This window comes from Alteriqipengyuania flavescens (assembly GCF_030406725.1).
GTDB lineage: Bacteria > Pseudomonadota > Alphaproteobacteria > Sphingomonadales > Sphingomonadaceae > Alteriqipengyuania_B > Alteriqipengyuania_B flavescens.
On the sequence record NZ_CP129107.1, the window covers coordinates 587,262 to 605,728 of the forward strand.

The window sequence follows — 18,467 nt, forward strand, 5'->3', positions numbered from 1 at the left end:
CCTACTGATTAAAAGCCCCGCATAGCGCAGTAATTCGGCGCTAATCATGGTCATACAGGCGCTCGCGAGGGCGTAAACCCGCGACATTCAGTCAATCAGCGTCAGCCGACGGCAGCCAGCGATAGCGGCCGTTCGGTGCTCGGCGCGGTACTTGAAGGAGAATGTCGCATGGCCGTGATAAACCTGACCGAGGCCAAGATTAGGGAGCTGCCGCTGGGCAGCGGCATACACAGGGACGTGCAGGTGAAGGGCCTGATGGTCCTCTGCCACAAGACCACCAAGACCTACGCGGCGCAGGGCGACGTGAGGCGGAACGGCCGCCACGTGCGGACCGTGCGGGTCAAGATCGACCGGGTGGACAGGATCGGGCTGCGCGAGGCCCGCAACCGGGCGAAGGCGATCATGTCGCAGATACAGTCGGGCGTGGACCCGACCGACGGGCCGGACGAGACCGGCATCACCCTCGAGCGGGCGATGGACGCCCACATCGAGGAGAAGCCGCTGCGCCCGCGAACCGAGGAGGGCTACCGCTACCATCTAGACCACTACCTCAAGCATTGGCGGAAGAAGGCCGTGGCCGACATCTCGCGCCAGATGGTGCGTGACCTGTACGCCGAGCTGAAGCGGAAGCACGGGGACACCACGGCCGGATCGGTCATGCGGACGCTCAGGGCCGTGGTGAACACCGCTATGCGGATCGACGAGACGCTGACCGGCAACCCGGTGGCCGCGCTTTACGTGCCGTCGAACAAGAGGCGGAAGGTGGCCCCGCTGGACATCCCCTGCTGGTGGGAGCGGGTGATGGAGCTCAGGTCGCAGCGCCGAGACCTGCACGTCGCCATGCTGCTCACCGGCGCTCGTCGGACCTCGATCCTCAACGTGCGCAGGGAGGACGTGGACCTTGCAAACGGGGTGCTGACCCTGACCCACATGAAGACGAGTGACGAGCCGCTGAAGCTGCCGATCGGGTGGCGGCTGGCGAAGATACTGGAGGCGAGGATGCGGGCAGACGCGCCGCTCGGCAGCGACTGGCTCTGGCCGTCGCCGTCCAGCCGGTCGGGTCACATAGCAGAGCCGAGGGACGATGGGCTGCCCTCCCCGCACGAGTACCGCCACCACGCCAGGACGCTCTACATCCAATCGGGCGTGCCCTATGCCGAGAGCGCCCTGCTGCTCGGCCAGAAGCTGCCCGGCGCGAGCGGCGGCTACGTCCATGCCGACCACCTCGTCGAGCACCTCAGGCCGCACGTGCAGGCCTTCGAGGACATGGTCTTCGGGTCAGCCGGGGCGAGGTTCACCGAGACGCCAGATGGCGACCTGGTGGACCCGATGGGCTTCGTCCACGCGCTGCCTGCCCCGGAGTGATGGTACGGGCCGCCGTCATCCTCGGTCACTTGGTGCGCTCCGCAATCGAGGAGCGACCGAGTGACCGAGCTGACGATAGAGGCAATCCGCGAGGCCGTGCGCGAGGAGCTGGCGAGGCCGCGCAGCCCGTGGCTCGACAGCGAGGCGGCCGCGGCGTACCTCGGATCGACCGCGGGCACGCTGCGCAACTGGCGCTCCACCGGCAAGGGCCCCCGCTACCACGTCGTGCAGGAACGGCTGGTCCGCTACCACGTCGATGACCTGGACGCGTTCGTCCGGGCGGGCTGACCGCACTACAAGCAGCAAACGTTGGTTCCACCCGCGGCCCGCTCGCCGCATCGCCCCACCGTACCCCGCGACCTCTTGGCGCGGGCAAAGACGAAGGAGCGAGCGAGATGAAACCCGACGACAACCTCACGGCGGCGAAGGAGGCCGCGCAGCGGGCCCGCCTCGGGTGCGGGGTGATGAACCCCTTCGAGGCCGCCGCATACCTGGGTCTCACCGAACCGACCCTGCGGTGGTACCGCTGCAAGGGAAAGGGTCCGCGCGCCCAGAAGGACGGCGGCCGTTGGTTCTACATGCGTGAGGACCTCGACGCCTACCGCGCCGAGCTGGCGGCGTGACCGCCCGAAAGGGAAAGAGCGCCCCCGCTGGACTGACGGGAGCGCCCTAACTGCAGAGCCATGAAATGGATTGGCCTCAGGAACAGACAGCGACTACAACCCCAGGCAAGTAGGATTTGGAAGTGTCTGACGAATTGACGAATAGCCCCACGGACGGGGCCAAAGCGCCAGCATTCGGCTTCAAGCCCGAACAGGTCCGGGCCTTCGACGGGACGGGGTACGAGTTTGTGCGGCTCCACGCGCCGAACGACCTGGACGCGAAGGGCCGCACGATCGGGAAGGCGCCCTGCAAGGGGTGGCGCACCGCCGATCCGCTCGACGCCGAAGACGCGAGCGAGCTCATGGCGAGCGGCGTCAACGCGGGGGTGCGGCTCCGGCCCATCGACCTCGTCGTGGACGTCGACCCCCGCAACTTCGCGCCCGGCGACGACCCTGTCGCGCGGCTGGAGAAGGCGCTGGACGTGCGGCTCGACGACTGGCCGCACGTCGTGACCGGCTCGGGCGGCAGCCACTTCTACATGCGCGTACCCCACGGCTTCCTAGCGTCCGACAGCCTGGACGAGTACCAAGGTGTCGAGTTCAAGGGCTATGGCCGCCAGGTCGTCGCGCCCGGGTCCTCGCACCCCGACACCCGCGAGCCTTACGTATGGGACGACGACCCGCTCGCCACGCCCATCTCGGACGACGTGCGTCCGGCGCCCGACCGATTGCTCGACCTCATCAAGCGGCCCGAGCCGAACGGCGGCGCCGTGGCAGGCGAACTGACGCCCGATCAGCTGGAAGCTATGCTGGAGGGTCTCGACCCGTCCGCCTACCGCGACGAGGCGCGGTGGCGCGAGTTGATGATGGCCAGCCACCACGCCACGGGCGGCGACGGGCGCGAGGAGTTCATCGCCTGGTCCACTTCCGACCCGCAGTACGCCGACGACGCCGCGATAATCGGGCGCCGGTGGGACAGCCTCCACGCCGACGACGGCGCGAGGCGGGTGACCGCCAGGACGCTCTACAGGGCGCTGAACGACGCGGGTCGCGGCGACCTGATCGAGGAAGTCACGCGCACCACCGCTGAGGAGGACTTCGCCGAGGAGATCGCCTCGATCACCGCCGAGGAACTGGCCGACGCGGGCGAAAGGGGCGTCCACCCCCTCGCCGAGAAGTGGGTTTGGGTGACGAAGGCCGAGCAGTTCATAAGTCGGGCCGACTGCCAGCGGCTCAGCCCGTTCCAGTTCAAGTCCCACTACCAGCACAGGTGGGAGGGCGACATCCTGGCCGCCGCGTGGAAGGGCAAGCTGCCGATCCGCAAGTACGCCGCCTGCGTCTACGTGCCCGGTGAGGGCGAGGTCATCGAGGGGGGCAAGTGGGACGGCGCCTACAACACCTGGCGCCGCGGCGGGGTCCAACCCAAGCGGGACGACGCGCTCGCCCAGGCATTCCTCGACCATATGGCATACCTGCTGCCTGACGAGACCGAGAGGGGCTACGCCCTCGACTACCTGTCCTTCCTCGTCGCCGACGACGTGCAGAAGGTCCACTTCGCCATGCTCCTCCAAGGCGAGCCGGGCAGCGGCAAGAGCTTCATCGGCGAGCTGATGGAGCGGATGGTCGGCATCCGCAACGTGCGGATGGTGAAGAGCCAGGAGCTGACGAAGGAGTACACCGGCTGGCAGGAAGACACCCAGCTGGCCGTCGTGGAGGAGATCATGGCCTTCGGGCGCAGGGAGGTCGCCAACGAGCTCAAGACCGTCATCACCGGCGACGAGCTCCGCATCAGGCGGATGCGGACGGACACCTACGAAGTGCCGAACCGGCTGAACCTCATCTGTTTCACCAACTTCAAGGACGCCGTGCCGATCGAGGCGGGCGACAGGCGGTGGCTGACGCTGTTCTCGCCAGCCAAGCCGAGGGACGCGAGCTACTACGCAGAGTTGTTCGACAGGCTGAAGGGCGACGAGTTCCCCGCCGCCGTGAAGTGGATGCTCCAGAACCGGACGACGACGATCAGCCCGAAGGGCGTGGCGCCGATGACCACCGGCAAGGCCGAGATGCGCAGCATGAGCGTGGGCGACCTCGAGCAGTACCTCGACGAGCTGAAGGAGGAGGGGGCCGGTACCCTCGCCTACGAACTGGTGCGGGTCGACGACGTGTGGGCGATGGTGAAGGGCGACTTCAAGTCCACGCGCAACGGCCGCAGCAGGGTCATCGAGTGGCTCAAGTCGAAGGGCGCGGTCCAGCACAGCCGCTACACCAAGAAGGATGACACCGGCCGATACGCCTACGCGCTCTGGTCCCTCAACAACCACGCCGAGTGGGAGGCGGCCGGACCGGCAGCGCGCATCGACGCCTGGACCAAGCACTGGGAGGGGTAGACGGGTAGACAGGTGGTCGTCGCCCTAGCTGCTAGCTTGGAAGCCTCGTGATGGGGCCGCCCCGGTAGACAGGTGGTGTATGTAGACGGGTGGGTAGACCGAGGCGCCTGTCTACCGAAAAGGCGAGCGTTTCCTTACGCTTTCTCTCCGGTAGACAGGGTAGACAAGTGGTTATTCAGTTCATTCAGATAGAGAGGAAATAGGCCACTTAGGGCCTCACCCCTGGTCGATCAGGGGCCTCCGGGCACGGCTTCCCGATTAAACGAGAAACCACCTGTCTACCTGTCTACCCTGTCTACCGACGCCGCGACCCGCCCTCCGTCCTATCGCAAAACGGGCGCGCGGGCGCATTATGCCCGCGTGGGCCGACCCCCTGATCGTCGATAGGCGGGACGAGCTCTCTCCAAGCCTTCCTTCCCAAGCACTTGGACCGCCGCCGCTGCGGCGAACACAGCGCCGAGCACCGATCGAGGCCTTCGCTGGCGTCCGGGGCCAACGCCCGCGCGGCATGTGCCCGCGCATGGCAGGTTCACCCAAGAAGCGAGCGAGGCGGGAGCGCGCGGCGGCGATCGCCGACCCGCTGGACGAGGCGGCGCCGCGCCCACCCCTGGCGCCTATCCCCTTCGACGGCGGCCAGCCAACCGCCGAGGCGCTCGACGCCGTGGCCGCCGCTCTGTCTGAGGGCTACCCGCGACACCAGATCGCCCGCGCGCTCGGCACGACCGTCAAGACGCTCAAGCGGATCGTGGACGGCAGCGAGGCGCTGATGGACGCGGTCGAGGCCCGCAAGGACGCCGAGGAGGCGGAACTGCGAGACATCCTGATGGGTATGGCGAAGGCGGGCGACACCGTGGCCGCCATCTTCTTGGGCAAGAGCCAGTACGGCTGGCGAGACCGCGACGACGGCAAGGGCCAAGTGGTGCAGGGCGGCGGCGTCCTGGTCGTGCCCGGCATGGAGAGCCTCGACACCTGGATGGCGCGCGCGTCGGAGCAGCAGAAGCAGTTCCGGGAGGCACCGGTCGAGGTCACCGACGAGCTGGCCGACAGGGCGGAGCAAGCGAGGCGCGACAATCGCCCGCGTAAGGGGTCATCCGGCATCGAAGGACTGCGGCTGGTCAAGCCGACCCGCTGACACCGTATAGGTGGGCGAGGGCGGTCGAAGCCGAGCCGTTTCAGAACCTTGGCCCTCTCGCTATTGCCTAAGCACCGACCTGAGCACCGTTGTCCCCATGTTGAGGCAGCGAGCGGCTCTCCTTTCGCTCCCAAGTCTCGATCAGGAACAGAGCGGTCGTGCTCGCGGCGTTGAGAGCGAGACGGGCGATCCGGGCGTCCACCCTGCGGAAGCCCCTCTCCCGACCGTGCGCGTCCCCGCCGTGGGTCCGGAGCGCACCGACCCCCTTGAGCGTGGACGTGAGGCCGCCCAGAACCTGGCGGACGTCCTGTTCGATCTCGGGAGGCAAGTCTGTCCGGCCGGGCGAGAGGCCCAAGGGCTCCTGGACCGCCTTCAGTAGCCCATCGATGTCCTTCCGGGCGGGGAGCGGAAGGCCCATCTCTATCAGGATCGAGCGACATACCGCCTCGACCAGGGAGCAGGCGGCCGTGACGCAATCCTCCGGGTCTTCAGCCGCGTTCGCGATCGCCCGCGCGACCTCCACCTGCACGGTGTCGAAGTCCAGGACCGCCACCTTGCTGATGAAGGGCTCGACGATCACGCCGCTTCCCTGTCGAGTGGTCAAGTGGGCCTTGCCTCCCACCACCGTCACCGCGAGACCATCGGCCTCTAGTGCTCGATTGAGGTGCTCCCGGACGGCGGCGGCCTTGTCTGGCTCGCTCAGGTACTCCCTCGGATCGCACACCTTGAGGATGGCCCGCTTGACGAGTTCGTCGCCTTCCTGCCCTCCCGCCATCTGGCGAAGCGCGTCGATCGTGGCAGGGATGCGAGACTGCGAGCCGATGCGCATGTCGAAGCCGCAGTCCAAGAAGAACTGTTCGATTTTCGGACCGGAGCGATACACCCCGATCGGCGGCGCCATATCGTTACCTGCGCCTCCAGTTATGACATCGACGAGTGCCTTAATGACGTAGGGTGAAAATCGGCCGTTCAACTGTATTCTCCTGAGACGCGCTGATTTGGTATCGGCGAGCGTCGCCAGCCAAGCCTCTGATCCAATTAGTGTAGGGGAGTTCACCCGCGAGCACGCACCGCATCGGGTACCGAACTAATCCTTCCCCCGGCGCTCCCTGGCCTCTCGGTCGGTCATTATACCCTGTTCCGGCGAATCCCTGCGCATCCGGCTCCGGTACCAAGCGATCGAGTCGCGAGTGGTTCTGGCGTGTGGGAACTTCGCCAGTACCTTCTCGAGAACCTCCTCGTTGGTGAGGCCTCGCTCTATCTCCGACTTGGCTAGACTGCCGACGGTATGACCCCAGTGCTCGGTAAGCAGGTAGCTGTTGATCGCCTCGCGCGCAGCGTCGGCGAGAGTCAGGCCCATATCTTCGGCCACTTCCTCTAATCCAATGTACTGATCCTCTTGGAGCGCAACAGAGATGCGCTTCAGCCTCCGTCCGGGGGACGGCTTTTCGCCAGCCATAATCAACTCCATTCCTCGGGCCGCTCGAAGCGGCCCGAAGCCTTTAGCGAAGGCCCTTGACGGCCGCAAGCGAATCGGCAATAGGGCTGTCCATCGAGCCGATGGGCGGCCCGAAGCAGCCCAAAGCGGCTTGCGGCTAAATGGAGTGAAAAATGAAGAACCTGAATATCCAGATCGACGACAACACCAGCTACACCTTCTTCCCTTTCAGCGCGGAGCTGAATGTCAGGGGTGTGGTGACCTTCGAGACGAACTTGGAGGGCGTCGACTTCGAGTTCCTGAGCGAGCTTGTTTATGGCCTGATGGAGGGCGAGCCGGGTGTCGATCCCGCGGGTGGCGAGTACAAGAGCGGCCACATGGAACTGCGAGTGGCTGACAACGATGACGAGCCGAGTTCCCAGACCTTCCTGCGGGTAAACTATGCAGCCGAGATCGAGGGGCAGCGGAGTGAAGTCTCCGTGAACCTGCCCGAGAGTTCCTTGGTGCAATTCTGGAATGCTAACAGAAGCACGCTCATGGAAGAGGCGGCGAAGCTCGACGGTGCTGCGGAGCGAGGCGATGCCGATGCGCAGAAGAACCTTCTGGCCCTCGGAGTTGTCATCGAGGCGCTGCGTTTTGTCAGCGGCGAAGCGGCCAGCTTCGCACCGGCATTCATGACATGGGCAGCCGAACTCGATCGGGAAGCAAACGTGAAGTTCCCGTCGATCCTGCCGATGGCCGCCTGACAACTAATAAGTTGAGCTCCTGGGTTTCGCTTTCCTTTACCAGGGGCTTGCCCGCCGCGGTCGCTACCAAGCACCGCGGCGGGCACCGTTTGCTGGTCCGAAACGCTGACCGGCCCGCGCATCCGTCATCTCGTGTCGAGTTCGAGGCGAATGCGCTTCGACCGGGTCCGCAGGTGGCGGGCCATCCGTCTGGGCTGCGCCTGGGCATGGTCGAAACGTTCAGCTTCGGGCGAGATGCCTGAACCTCGACGGAAAGGAACACCATGCCCACCCCCAGCAAGACCAAGGCGAACCTCGGAGCCGCCTGGATGACCGACAACGACATCCGCGCCGCGCTCGCCAAGATCAACCACAACCGCGTCCAGCACGACAACATGGTCCGCAAGGCCCACTTGGACCTGACGCGCCGCCGCCAGCAGCTTGAGAGCTCGCTCGACGGGATCGACAAGCGCGACCGCGACTCGATGGTGCGGAAGGCCCTCGTCGGGTATCGCGCCGAACTCGCCCGCCAGAGCAAGGACGCACGGCTGGCGCTCACCCGCGAACTCTCCGCCCTGGCCGACCGCATCAAGTCCGCAGAGGCGCACTACCGCTCCCCGATGCAGATGCTGATGCGCGACACCCTCGGCGACGAGCGGCGCAGCCGCATCCAGTCGCAGATCGAGCAGTCCGGCCCGGTCGAACTCGCCAGCCTCGCTGAGCTTGCCGCCGCGACGAAGGACAAGGAGCTGGCCGCCGCGCTGTGCGGGCGGGTCGGGAACATGAAGCGCGACGACCGACCCTTCAGCGCCGGCGAACTGGCCGACGTGATGTTCGGCGAGCTGCACCGCGAGCTGTCGCAGGCCTTGGTCGAGGCGGAGCGGCGCGTTCTCGAAGCTTTGCAGGCGGACGCCGAGTTCGAGACCGGCAAGGGCAGCGCGCACCGCGCCCTGCAGATCGCCATGCTCAAGAAGCGCGAGGCCGAGATCGGCGCCTACGGCGACCCCGCACCCGACGACGAGCAGACCGAGGAGGACGCCGAGGACGAGGCGCCTGCGGCTTCGCCAACCGGCGAGGAGCGGATCGCCTCGGGCCTGAGGGCGCGCCGCGCCCCGGCGCCCGAGCCGACCGAGTGAACCCCATACAGCCCGACACCCCGACGAAAGGAAATTAGGCCATGGCCATATTCATCTTCCATCCCGCCAACCACGCTGACCGCCGCGCAGACGGCATCGGCTTTGTGCTCGCCGAGGGCGCCGACGAGGCGGCCGCGCGGGCGTCCGCCGGAGCGATGATCGGCGCGCCCGGCATCGACGGCTGGTCCGCCGTGCCCGTTAGCGCGGGCATCGACCCGGTCGCCGTCCAAGGCCTGCCGGTCGGCAAGCCCGGCAATGCCACCTGGCCCGACCGGACGCGCGCCGACCGCGCGCTGAACGCGTGACCCGCTTCGGCAGTCCGTTCGACCGCGTCAGCGACGGCGACGGCTACCGGGCCGCCGTCGCCGCCGTCGCACGGCTCGCGGGGCATCAGGTGGTTTCCCTCGAGCGGGCGTGGACCGAGCTCACCGGGCGCGTGCCCGACGAGATGACCCCGCTCGACCGGCACGACCTGCGCTACCTCCTGCATGAGCTTGGATACGAGTCACAGTGGGTCGTGCGGGCGGACGAGGGGCCGATGCTGCACCGATGGGTGCGGGGACCCTGGCCGATAGACTTCGGCGCGGTCAGGCGGAATGGCGCGACCGCCTACCTGTCCGCCAGCTAGAGGTTGAGGCCCGATCGCAATCGCGGTCGGGCCTCTTCTGCTTCGGAGTGCGTCGCCAAGCCGCGCAGATCCCCGCCCTCGAATTTGAGATCAAACTTTCATCGATGCTAATGCCAACGACAGCGTCCGGCAGAGCTCGTCCCGCAGGGGCAGCGGAGCGACTTCGAATGGCGCGCCAACCGGCCCGCCAAAGTGGTCTCGACGGTGCTCCATGAAGAGGGCGATCCACAATTCCAACGCACTACCGTGCCAACGTCCATCTCGCTCCGCATTCGCCCGCATGCTTTCGGCGAAGGCGAACGGGTCTCTGATCCCCGCCTCCTTCGCCAAGGCGTATCCGTCGATCATGTAGGCAACGGGCGCCGATCCCTCCCAAGTCAGCCCATCGACCAGTTCGCCAAGGTGCGGCAGCGCCGATCGGCGTGAGAGGTGGGATTCGAGCGCTTGCCGGTGGTCCGTCGGTTGGAACATTACGCGGGCCAGCTCCTCGATCGTCTCGATCCGGGTGAACATGCCGCGAGGCAGGCGGCGCAGACCCTGCCGCACCTTCTTCTTGCCTGTCGCATCGGCGCGTGAGTGGCGCACTACACGGTCGCCCAGCGGCGGCAGCGGCCTGCCAGGCTCGCCCCCGAACCACAGAAACGGCCCCAGAGCGAGCGTCTCCTTCTCGACGAAAATCCATACGACGCAGCCACCCGGCTTGTCGGCGAGCGCGACCTGGACGGCCACATCCGCCGTCGAGCCAGTGGTGGCGGTGGTCTTGAGCTGAACGTGCCGCAGGATCCCCGCTGCTTCTATCGCCACGTCATAGCCATTCGCGTCGTACTCTGCGCGTAGGACCTCGAAGGGCAGCCTCAGGTCGAGCAAGAGCGCCCGTGAAAGCTCGGCAAGGAAGGTGTGCTCGACGACCTTTTCGCGTAGCACCGAGTGTTCCTGGGCCCATACATCGAACATGGGGCCAACGTGCGCGACCGGTTGATGTTGTCAAACGAAAAGGGACTATAGTCCCTAGAGATTATAGTCCCTCCGGTCTCCAAGCGGGCCGATGGACTGGAACGCCGTCGTCGCTGCAAACGTGAAGAGGCTGCGGATCGAACGCGGGCTCACTCAGGAGCAGCTCGCGCACGAGGCCGAGATCGACCTGACCTACCTCGGCGGCATAGAGCGTGGGCGCCGGAATCCTTCGGTGGAAGTCCTCGGTCGGATCGCAGCAGCACTCGGCTGTCATGCCTCATCCCTGCTTCACGATGGTTAACGAAGCGTTTCAAAACCTATCTACGGCTTTTCGCAAGCTGAGAGTTTACGGGTCAGCTAACTGTTTCGTAGTGATGCCTGATACGGCATCGTGCCCTCCCACAATCTGACTTTATACACCCTAGCTTGGAAACGAAGTGGCCTCACGAAACAAGAAAGAAACCGGCAAAGAGGCTGAACCTACGGTCGATCCCCGCAATCAGTTGAATGAATTGACCGCGAGGGAATGGATTCCCGAGACCATCTCAGTTTGGAATCAGCGCGGGCTCGGAGCAGGGCATCCGGACGCCCGAATTGAGAGACAGCATCCCGCTCCATTTTCGTTCACTGACGTGGGCCGTCTCGTTCGGTTCTTCACAAAATCCGGACAGACAGTTCTCGACCCATTTGTGGGGGTCGGCTCAACATTGAAAGCATGTGCGCTCGACGGAAGGAACGGGATTGGCATTGAGCTCAACCCTGAGTTTGCCAATCTGTGTAGAGATAGGCTCAAGGCCGAGACTGACCAATCGAACGGCAATGTAACTCAAAAAATCTTGGAAGGGGATGTGCGGGAACAGCTCCCTTCGATCGCAGACGACACAGTAGACTTCATCGTTACCAGTCCGCCTTATTGGTCTATCTTAAAGAAGGAAGATCACAAAGCGCGGCAAGAGCGGCTCGAAAAAGGTTTGGTGACTAATTACGGTTCCGACCCAAGAGACTTGGGCAACATCAGCGACTATCCCAAATTCCTAGTTGAGCTAGCGGGAATCTTTGGAGAGTGCACCCGAACCCTAAAGTCTGGCGGTTATATGGCGATAATTGTCAGCGACTTTCGCGACAAGTCGAAATACATCATGTTTCATGCCGACCTTGCCCAAGCTCTGGCAGAATACGGCTTAGAGATGAAGGGGCTCAAGACCCTTTATCAAAGGCACAAGAAGGTATTTCCGTACGGATACCCGTATTCCTATGTGCCGAACATCCATAACCAGTTCATCCTCATTCTTCAGAAGCCAAAGCAGAAGTAATGCCCAACGGACAAATCTTACTCGCTGATTGCATCAAGGGGATGAAAGCGAGAGCCGATGGTGAGTTTAATCTCATTGTTGCGGACCCACCCTACAATCTCGACAAAGATTTTGGTCCTTGGAAGGAGTCCGAAAAGAAGGCCGAATGGCGAGATTGGACTAGGGAATGGCTGGAGCAAGCTGATCGCCTGCTTTCGGACCGAGGGAATATCTTCGTATATGGAATACATCACCACATGTGCTGGGTTCAGTGCATGATGTATGAGCTCGGGCTTACCTACCGACGACAAATAATTTGGCACTACGAGAACGGGTTTGCGGGCTACGGCAAACGCTCGTTAAATGCCACTTACGAGCCGCTCTTGTGGTTCTCAAAGTCGGATGACTACATCTACCACACCATTCGTGAACCATATAAAAGCCAAGCGCGTCTCAAGCACAAAATCGTCAAGAACGGGAAGGTATGGAAACCACATCCCGACGGAAGGATGGCCGGTGATATTTGGTCGTTTCCGACCCTTGCCGGTCGACGGTTTCGGGACGAAAAAGTCGACCACCCCACTCAAAAGCCATTGTCCATTTCGCAGCGGATCGTGAAGCATTTCTCCGATGAGGGCGATACGGTTCTTGTGCCATTCGCAGGGAGCGGAAGCGAGTGCGTGGCCGCCGTAATGGAAGGCCGGAACTACCTCGGCTTTGAGCTCAACCAATCCTACATCGATATTGCCGAGAGGCGCTTGCGCGAAGCCCAGAAAGAAGTTCCGCAAACTGAAGTAGAGAGCGAACGCCAGTCAACATGAATGCTGCCGCAGTGACGGCCATTTCCGTTTCGAGCCATTCTCCGCAGTGGTCTGGACCGAACACGCAAATGTAGTTAGCCCTTCCTCTCAATAACTTGAGAGGACGAACGTTGAAGGGCTTCCCCAACCAGATCGCCGATTTCGGCAAACTAGCAAAAGGCCTGAAGGTCGCACGCGGCCTAATCGAGGCAGGCGACAACGCTATTGCGGGAATTAACGCGGTTTACGGCGAGGCGCTTGTCCGTGCGGGTGTTGCGGGGACTGGCCATAACCCGATGCCTGTTGAGGATTATTTGGCATCTCAGGAAGGAAAGCCGGCCAGCAACCAAGGCCATCAGACAGCGGCGCGCGGCTTGCGGGAGCTTTACCGTCATCTCGGGCTGATTGATGAGACTGGCGACTCTCTGGAGCTTACCCCCCTTGGTGTTCAAGCCGCCGACTATGCTGATGAGGACTTTGACGAAGATCAGATCACATTCTGGAGGACCGCGCTCAGCAACATGACCCATGATGGGGATGGTGACATTTCCCACCCCTACCAGGTCCTCCTACGGCTCGTCGCGCGGCGGCCGGGGATCACTCGGGCGAAGTGCGCACTTGCTTTAGAGGCAAGGAACGACACCAAGGCTGAGCTTGACCGGATTGCAGAGCTATCTGATCTTTCGGAGGATGCGATACGGCAGAAAATCGGGGTATTTCAGTCAAACTGGGATAACGCCAAGAAGATGCTGCCGCGCTTCGCTGAGCAGCTTGGTGATGTCATCAAGACTGGGCAGTCCTACAAACTCTCCCAAACCCCTGGTCAGGTTGCGCCTACCCAAGACTCTAGTGTCGCAACCCCGTCGGAGGAGGACGAGAAGAAGTCGCGCGCTTCGCGCAAACCTCGGAAAGTTACGACCGACACAATCGGCCAAGCAGGCACCGGGGAAGAATCAGAACCTGCCCCGCCCCCCGATCTCGATCCCGAAAAAATGGCAACGGCGATCGCAGCTCGTGCCGATCGCGTTAAACGGCACAATCTAATTGTGAAGGCCCTCGCTGGGAAATTGGTCTCTGCCGGTTGCGACCTTTACGAAGATCCATTCGACATTCTCGCTCCCCACGACGAGCGGGCGATCCTAGTGGAGGTTAAAACGCTAGACGGCTCTGAGGCAGACGAAAGGGACCGCGTTCGCGACGCCCTCTCCCAAATCCTCTACTACGAAGCGTTCGTGACCGAGCCCTTGGCTGGTGACCGAGAGATTGTGAGAGTTGCTTGCTTTGAGCACCGTCCCAGCGACGATCACATTGGTTTTCTCGCGAATCAGGGAATTGAGACCGTTTGGCAGAGCGGCGATAATTTTGAAGGGAACGACGGCGCACCCTCCTGGCTCTAGCACTTTCGGTATTCATTCGGTGTTCAATGCCCAATAGCCGTGCTGGAGACAAGGCTAGAGGCGCATAAATTACTGAAATGTAAGAGAAAAGGTGGTGAGCCCTGCTGGGTTCGAACCAGCGACCTACTGATTAAAAGTCAGTTGCTCTACCAACTGAGCTAAGGGCCCATCCACCGCGCGCCGCCCTAAGGCGGGGTCAGGGCTTGGTCAAGCGCGCATGAAGATGGGCGAGCGAAAGCCCGGTGGCCGGATCGCGCCAGCGGCCCGCAATCGCGACGGCGGGGCCGAGCACGAAGCCGCGCTCGCGGAAATGCGGATGGGGTATCGCCAGCGCATCGTCCGAAAAGACCCCGCCGTCCCACAGCACGATATCGAGGTCGAGCGTGCGCGCACCCCAGCGCCGGCCTCGCCGCCGCCGTCCGAAATCAAGCTCGATACGCTGCAATTCGCGCAGCAATTCGCGCGGGCGCAGCGCGGTTTCGATGACCGCCGCCGCGTTGGCATAATCGCGCTGCGACGGGCCGAGCGGGCGACTGGTCATCGTGGGCGACACGGCGATGATGCGGGCATCCAGCGCGCCGATTGCGGCCAGCGCAGCCCCAATGATCCGGCGCGGCCCCCCATGGCGCACATGGCGCCGGTTGCTGCCGAACGCGATCAGGTAGCGGTGGCTCAGATGTCCTCGCAAATGCGGCCGTAGAGCTGCGGGCGGCGGTCGCGGAAGAAGCCCATGCCAGCGCGGTGCTTCGCCGCCCGGTCGAGGTCGAGCGTGTGGACCAGAACGCCGCTTTCCTCGCGCCCGAATTCGCCCAGCTTTTCGCCCCACTCGTCGGTCACGAAACTGTGGCCGTAGAATGCCTGATCGGAGCCGGTTTCGCTTTCCGTCCCGATGCGGTTGGCCGCGACGACCGGCATGCAGTTGGAGACCGCGTGCCCCTGCATCGCGCGCTGCCACATGGCGCTGGTGTCGAATTCCGCGTCATAGGGTTCGGAGCCGATGGCGGTGGGGTAGAACAACACCTCGGCCCCCATCAGCGCCATCACCCGGGCGGCTTCCGGATACCACTGGTCCCAGCAGATGCCGACGCCGATGCGGGTCACCCCCGAACCGAAGTTCACGTCCCACACCTTGAACCCGTCGTTGCCGGGGCGGAAATAGTACTTTTCCTCGTAGCCCGGCCCGTCGGGGATATGGCTCTTGCGATAGGTGCCGAGGATTTCCCCGCCCGCGTCCACCATCGCCAGCGTGTTGTAGTAATGGTGGCCGTCGCGCTCGAAGAAGCTGGTTGGGATCACCACGCCTAGCCTTTTCGCCAGCGCCTGCATCGCAAGCACGCTCGGGTGTTCGGCGGTCGGGCGCGCGCGGGCAAACAGCGCTTCGTCCTCCACCTTGCAGAAATAGGGGCCGGCGAAAAGTTCGGGCGGCAGGATGACCTGCGCGCCCTCTCCCGCGGCTTGCTCGACCAGCGCCGACACGGTCTCGATATTGGCGGTCTCGTCCTCGCTACCCAGCGCCAGCTGCAGCGCTGCGACGGTCAGCGTGCGCGTCATTTTCGCCTCAGCGCTTGGCGAAGAGCAGGGTCATGCGGTCGCTTTCGCCCACCGCTGCAGCCTCGGCATTGTCGCCGCGGTTGCCCGGGGGCAGCATCCACACGCCGTCTTCCCAGTTTGCCGGATCGGCCGGGTTGGCGTTAATCTCGCTCATGCCGACCAGCTCGAAGCCATGGGCTTCGACCAGCGCGATGACATCGTCCTGGCGCAGGTAGCCCTTGGTGACGAGCGTATACTCCGCCGGCGCATCGGCCTTCGCACGGTGCTGCACGATGCCGAGCCTGCCGTCGTCCTTCAGCATACTGCGGATGCGGGCGAGTTCGGTGTACATCGTGCCGGAGCGCAGGAGGTTGTGCATCTCGCGGAAGATGAGCACCCGGTCGACCGTGCCGGCCATCGCTTCGGGAACGTCCTGCGAGGCGTAGCCTTCGATCGGCGCCCCGGTCAGGCTCCAGCCGGGATAGGCTTCCGCGAACCGGCCGGGCAGCGCGCCGAAGTAATCGGCAAACCCGCTCGCATCGGCGGCCGCGGGGTCCGGCATCAGGCCGATATAGCGGCCTTCCGCGCCCAGATAAGGCACCAGGATGCGCGTGTACCAGCCGCCCGCCGGCATATAGTCGACCACGGTCATGCCCGGTTCGACGCCGAAGAAATCGAGCGTTTCGAACGGGTGACGATACGCGTCGCGCGCGCCGTCTTCCCCGCGGGCATCGCTGGCCAGCACGGCGCGCAAGGCATGGTGGCTGGCGTGCATGCCCCCCATGGCCATTTCCCCGTGATGGTTGGCCATCGCGGGCGCGGAGGCAACGGTCATGGCAAGGATGGCGGCAGTGGCAAGCAGGCGACGCATGGAATTCTCCCGGTTTCGTGTCGCCGAGCTATTGCCGAGAGCGGGATGGGAGACAAGTGCGATGACAAAGCGCAGGCGGTTTCCTACATGCTCGCCGAAGGAGAATTGACGACATGGCGGAAACGAAACAGGCGATCTTGGCCGGCGGATGCTTCTGGTGCACCGAGGCGGTGATGAACGACGTGATCGGCGTCAGCAGCGTCGAAAGCGGCTATATCGGCGGCGAGACGGCCGACCCCACGTACAAGGACGTGTGCAGCGGCAGCACCGGCCACGCCGAGGCGGTGAAGGTGTTCTACGATCCTGACACAATCTCCTATGCCGAGCTGCTCGACATCTTCATGGCGACGCACGACCCGACCCAGCTCAACCGACAGGGGGGCGACGTCGGCACGCAGTATCGCAGCGCGATCTTCCCGCTCGACGACGAGCAGCGGGCCGAGGCCGAAGCCAGCATCGCGCGCGAGAACGAGACGCGCGGCGGCGGCGTCGTCACCACGATCGAGGACGGCACCTGGTACCCGGCTGAAGGGTACCATCAGGAATACTGGGAAGGCGAAGGCCAGCGGAACCCCTATTGCCTCGCGGTGATCCCGCCCAAGCTGATGAAGCTGCGCAAGAGCTTCCAGAACAAGGTGAAGGCCTGATCGCGTGATCCGTGTCGCCGCTCTGTACCGCTTTGCCCCCTTCGAGGACCCTGCCGCCTTTCGCGCGCCGCTGCTCGGCGTGTGCAAGGCGGCGGGGGTGCGCGGCACGATCCTGCTAGCGAAGGAAGGGGTAAACGGCACCATCGCCGGGCCGCCCGAAGGCATCGACGCAGTGCTGGCCCATATCCGCGCCCTGCCCGGCTGCGCCGAACTCGACGTCAAGTTCTCGTCAGCGAAAACGATGCCGTTCCACCGCATGAAAGTGCGGCTGAAGCGCGAGATCGTGACGATGGGCCAGCCCCATATCGATCCCACCGCCAGCGTCGGCACTTATGTCGAACCGCAAGACTGGAACGCGCTGATCGCCGATCCCGACACGGTGGTGATCGACACGCGCAACGATTACGAAGTCGGCATCGGTACGTTCGAAGGCGCGATCGATCCCGCTACCAAGGAGTTCGGCGAATTCCCGCAGTGGTTCCGCGACAATCGTGCCGCACTGCTCGGCGACGGTGACAGACCGCGCAAGGTCGCGATGTTCTGCACCGGCGGCATCCGCTGCGAGAAATCGACCGCCTTCCTGAAGTCCGAAGGGGTGGAAGAGGTCTACCACCTCAAGGGCGGAATCCTGCGCTATCTCGAAACCGTGCCGGAAGAGGAAAGCCTGTGGCGCGGCGAATGCTTCGTGTTCGACCAGCGCGTGTCGCTCGGCCATGGTCTGGCGGAAGGTTCGCACGGCCTGTGCTTCGCCTGCCGCCGCCCGGTCAGCGAGGTCGACCGGCGCTCCCCCCTCTACGAGGACGGGGTCAGCTGCCCCGCCTGCCACGACGAACGCACCGAGGAACAGCGCGCCGCTTATCGCGAACGGCAGCGGCAGGAAGCGCTCGCGCTGAGCAAGGGCCGCGCCCATGTCGGCGCCGTGCTGGAGACCGACTGATCGCAAGGCCCGTCCTCTACAGCTTCCGCCGCTGCCCTTATGCCATGCGGGCGCGGCTGGCTTTGGCAGTGGCTAACGAACAGATAGAGCTGCGCGAGGTGAAGCTGTCGGACAAGCCGGCGGCGATGCTGGAAGCTTCGCCCAAGGGAACGGTGCCGGTGCTCGTCCTGCCGGGCGATGTTGTGATCGACGAGAGCCTTTCCATCATGGACCATGCCCTGCGCGCGCATGATCCGGAAGGCTGGCTGCAACGCGACGCCCCGGACCTGATTGCGCGTTGCGACGGCCCGTTCAAACACGCGCTCGACCGTTACAAATACCACACGCGCTACGACACCGATCCGCTGGAGCACCGGGCAGACGGGCTGGCCTTCCTGCAAGAGTTGGAGCGCCGGCTTGAAGACAGCGCCAACCTCTGCGGCGAAATGCGCGGCAAGGCGGATGCGGCAATCTTCCCCTTCGTCCGCCAGTTCGCCGCAACGGACCGCGACTGGTTCGACGCCCAGCCCATCCCCCGCGTCCGCGCCTGGCTCGCCCGCCAAGTCGGCAGCGAGCTATTCAAGACGGTGATGGTCCGCCACGCCCCGTGGAGCGCGGGGGACGAGGCGGTCTTCTTCCCCTGAGTA

The 18,467-nt window shown here is 64.1% G+C and carries 22 protein-coding genes and 1 tRNA gene; 16 read left to right on the forward strand and 7 right to left on the reverse strand.

Annotated features, from left to right (window positions below; translation table 11 throughout):
* The first annotated feature begins 168 nt into the window (after positions 1–168).
* The 5 genes from QQW98_RS03120 to QQW98_RS03140 all read left to right on the forward strand — a co-directional run bounded on the left by QQW98_RS03120 (position 169) and on the right by QQW98_RS03140 (position 5,486).
* Positions 169–1,365, forward strand: a complete 1,197-nt coding sequence (locus QQW98_RS03120) for a tyrosine-type recombinase/integrase (protein WP_290136095.1) — start codon at positions 169–171, stop codon at positions 1,363–1,365.
* 60 nt (positions 1,366–1,425) lie between these two features.
* Positions 1,426–1,653, forward strand: coding sequence for a helix-turn-helix transcriptional regulator (locus QQW98_RS03125; protein WP_290136096.1), 228 nt, complete (start codon positions 1,426–1,428; stop codon positions 1,651–1,653).
* 107 nt (positions 1,654–1,760) lie between these two features.
* Positions 1,761–1,988 (forward strand): helix-turn-helix domain-containing protein, encoded by a 228-nt coding sequence (locus QQW98_RS03130; RefSeq protein ID WP_290136097.1) that lies wholly within the window; start codon positions 1,761–1,763, stop codon positions 1,986–1,988.
* A 134-nt stretch (positions 1,989–2,122) separates the two neighbouring features.
* Positions 2,123–4,354 (forward strand): DUF5906 domain-containing protein, encoded by a 2,232-nt coding sequence (locus QQW98_RS03135; protein WP_290136098.1) that lies wholly within the window; start codon positions 2,123–2,125, stop codon positions 4,352–4,354.
* 520 nt (positions 4,355–4,874) lie between these two features.
* Positions 4,875–5,486 carry a hypothetical protein gene (locus QQW98_RS03140; protein WP_290136099.1) on the forward strand — a complete coding sequence of 204 codons (612 nt, stop codon included), beginning with the start codon at positions 4,875–4,877 and terminating at the stop codon, positions 5,484–5,486.
* A 67-nt stretch (positions 5,487–5,553) separates the two neighbouring features.
* Here QQW98_RS03140 and QQW98_RS03145 read toward each other — a convergent pair whose 3' ends face one another.
* Both QQW98_RS03145 and QQW98_RS03150 read right to left on the reverse strand, forming a co-directional pair.
* Positions 5,554–6,387: an abortive infection family protein gene (locus tag QQW98_RS03145; protein WP_290136100.1), complete on the reverse strand. Its 834-nt coding sequence runs from the start codon at positions 6,385–6,387 to the stop codon at positions 5,554–5,556.
* Positions 6,388–6,573: 186 nt separating this feature from the next.
* Positions 6,574–6,945, reverse strand: a complete 372-nt coding sequence (locus QQW98_RS03150; RefSeq protein WP_290136101.1) for a ribbon-helix-helix domain-containing protein — start codon at positions 6,943–6,945, stop codon at positions 6,574–6,576.
* Positions 6,946–7,097: 152 nt separating this feature from the next.
* Between QQW98_RS03150 and QQW98_RS03155 the strand changes: the two genes are divergently transcribed.
* The 4 genes from QQW98_RS03155 (at position 7,098) to QQW98_RS03170 (ending at position 9,413) form a co-directional block, all read left to right on the forward strand.
* Positions 7,098–7,670, forward strand: a complete 573-nt coding sequence (locus tag QQW98_RS03155) for a hypothetical protein (RefSeq protein ID WP_290136102.1) — start codon at positions 7,098–7,100, stop codon at positions 7,668–7,670.
* A gap of 263 nt (positions 7,671–7,933) precedes the next feature.
* Positions 7,934–8,785 carry a hypothetical protein gene (locus tag QQW98_RS03160; protein ID WP_290136103.1) on the forward strand — a complete coding sequence of 284 codons (852 nt, stop codon included), beginning with the start codon at positions 7,934–7,936 and terminating at the stop codon, positions 8,783–8,785.
* Between the two features lie 41 nt (positions 8,786–8,826).
* Positions 8,827–9,090: a hypothetical protein gene (locus QQW98_RS03165; protein WP_290136104.1), complete on the forward strand. Its 264-nt coding sequence runs from the start codon at positions 8,827–8,829 to the stop codon at positions 9,088–9,090.
* Positions 9,087–9,413: a hypothetical protein gene (locus tag QQW98_RS03170; RefSeq protein WP_290136105.1), complete on the forward strand. Its 327-nt coding sequence runs from the start codon at positions 9,087–9,089 to the stop codon at positions 9,411–9,413. Before QQW98_RS03165 ends, QQW98_RS03170 begins: the two co-directional genes overlap by 4 nt.
* Positions 9,414–9,503: 90 nt before the next feature.
* On the opposite strand, the gene QQW98_RS03175 is transcribed toward QQW98_RS03170, so the two are convergent.
* Entirely contained in the window at positions 9,504–10,367 is an 864-nt protein-coding gene (locus QQW98_RS03175; RefSeq protein ID WP_290136106.1) for a hypothetical protein, read from the reverse strand.
* Between the two features lie 91 nt (positions 10,368–10,458).
* Here QQW98_RS03175 and QQW98_RS03180 point away from each other — a divergent pair, with 91 nt between their 5' ends.
* From QQW98_RS03180 to QQW98_RS03195, 4 genes are all read left to right on the forward strand, one after another.
* The gene (locus QQW98_RS03180) at positions 10,459–10,668 is read left to right on the forward strand and encodes a helix-turn-helix domain-containing protein (protein WP_290136107.1); all 210 of its coding nucleotides are present in this window, start codon (positions 10,459–10,461) and stop codon (positions 10,666–10,668) included.
* A 136-nt stretch (positions 10,669–10,804) separates the two neighbouring features.
* On the forward strand, positions 10,805–11,680 hold the full coding sequence (locus QQW98_RS03185; protein ID WP_290136108.1) for a DNA methyltransferase: 876 nt from the start codon (positions 10,805–10,807) through the stop codon (positions 11,678–11,680).
* Positions 11,680–12,480, forward strand: a complete 801-nt coding sequence (locus QQW98_RS03190; protein ID WP_290136109.1) for a DNA-methyltransferase — start codon at positions 11,680–11,682, stop codon at positions 12,478–12,480. Before QQW98_RS03185 ends, QQW98_RS03190 begins: the two co-directional genes overlap by 1 nt.
* Positions 12,481–12,590: 110 nt before the next feature.
* Complete coding sequence (locus QQW98_RS03195) at positions 12,591–13,856, forward strand: hypothetical protein (RefSeq protein ID WP_290136110.1); 1,266 nt, start codon at positions 12,591–12,593, stop codon at positions 13,854–13,856.
* Positions 13,857–13,948: 92 nt separating this feature from the next.
* Here QQW98_RS03195 and QQW98_RS03200 read toward each other — a convergent pair.
* From QQW98_RS03200 to QQW98_RS03215, 4 genes are all read right to left on the reverse strand, one after another.
* Positions 13,949–14,024 (reverse strand) — tRNA-Lys (locus tag QQW98_RS03200).
* Positions 14,025–14,052: 28 nt separating this feature from the next.
* On the reverse strand, positions 14,053–14,544 hold the full coding sequence (gene folK / locus QQW98_RS03205; protein ID WP_290136111.1) for a 2-amino-4-hydroxy-6-hydroxymethyldihydropteridine diphosphokinase: 492 nt from the start codon (positions 14,542–14,544) through the stop codon (positions 14,053–14,055).
* The gene (gene aguB, locus QQW98_RS03210) at positions 14,529–15,407 is read right to left on the reverse strand and encodes an N-carbamoylputrescine amidase (protein ID WP_290136112.1); all 879 of its coding nucleotides are present in this window, start codon (positions 15,405–15,407) and stop codon (positions 14,529–14,531) included. The genes folK and aguB overlap by 16 nt, the downstream gene beginning before the upstream one ends.
* A gap of 7 nt (positions 15,408–15,414) precedes the next feature.
* The gene (locus QQW98_RS03215; RefSeq protein ID WP_290136113.1) at positions 15,415–16,257 is read right to left on the reverse strand and encodes a class I SAM-dependent methyltransferase; all 843 of its coding nucleotides are present in this window, start codon (positions 16,255–16,257) and stop codon (positions 15,415–15,417) included.
* A 113-nt stretch (positions 16,258–16,370) separates the two neighbouring features.
* Between QQW98_RS03215 and msrA the strand changes: the two genes are divergently transcribed.
* Genes msrA through QQW98_RS03230 form a run of 3 tightly spaced genes read left to right on the forward strand, consistent with a single transcriptional unit; the run spans position 16,371 to position 18,464 of the window.
* The gene (gene msrA, locus QQW98_RS03220) at positions 16,371–16,904 is read left to right on the forward strand and encodes a peptide-methionine (S)-S-oxide reductase MsrA (protein WP_290136114.1); all 534 of its coding nucleotides are present in this window, start codon (positions 16,371–16,373) and stop codon (positions 16,902–16,904) included.
* A 4-nt stretch (positions 16,905–16,908) separates the two neighbouring features.
* The gene (gene trhO / locus QQW98_RS03225; RefSeq protein ID WP_290136115.1) at positions 16,909–17,841 is read left to right on the forward strand and encodes an oxygen-dependent tRNA uridine(34) hydroxylase TrhO; all 933 of its coding nucleotides are present in this window, start codon (positions 16,909–16,911) and stop codon (positions 17,839–17,841) included.
* On the forward strand, positions 17,841–18,464 hold the full coding sequence (locus QQW98_RS03230) for a glutathione S-transferase (protein ID WP_290136843.1): 624 nt from the start codon (positions 17,841–17,843) through the stop codon (positions 18,462–18,464). Before trhO ends, QQW98_RS03230 begins: the two co-directional genes overlap by 1 nt.
* Positions 18,465–18,467: the final 3 nt, after the last annotated feature.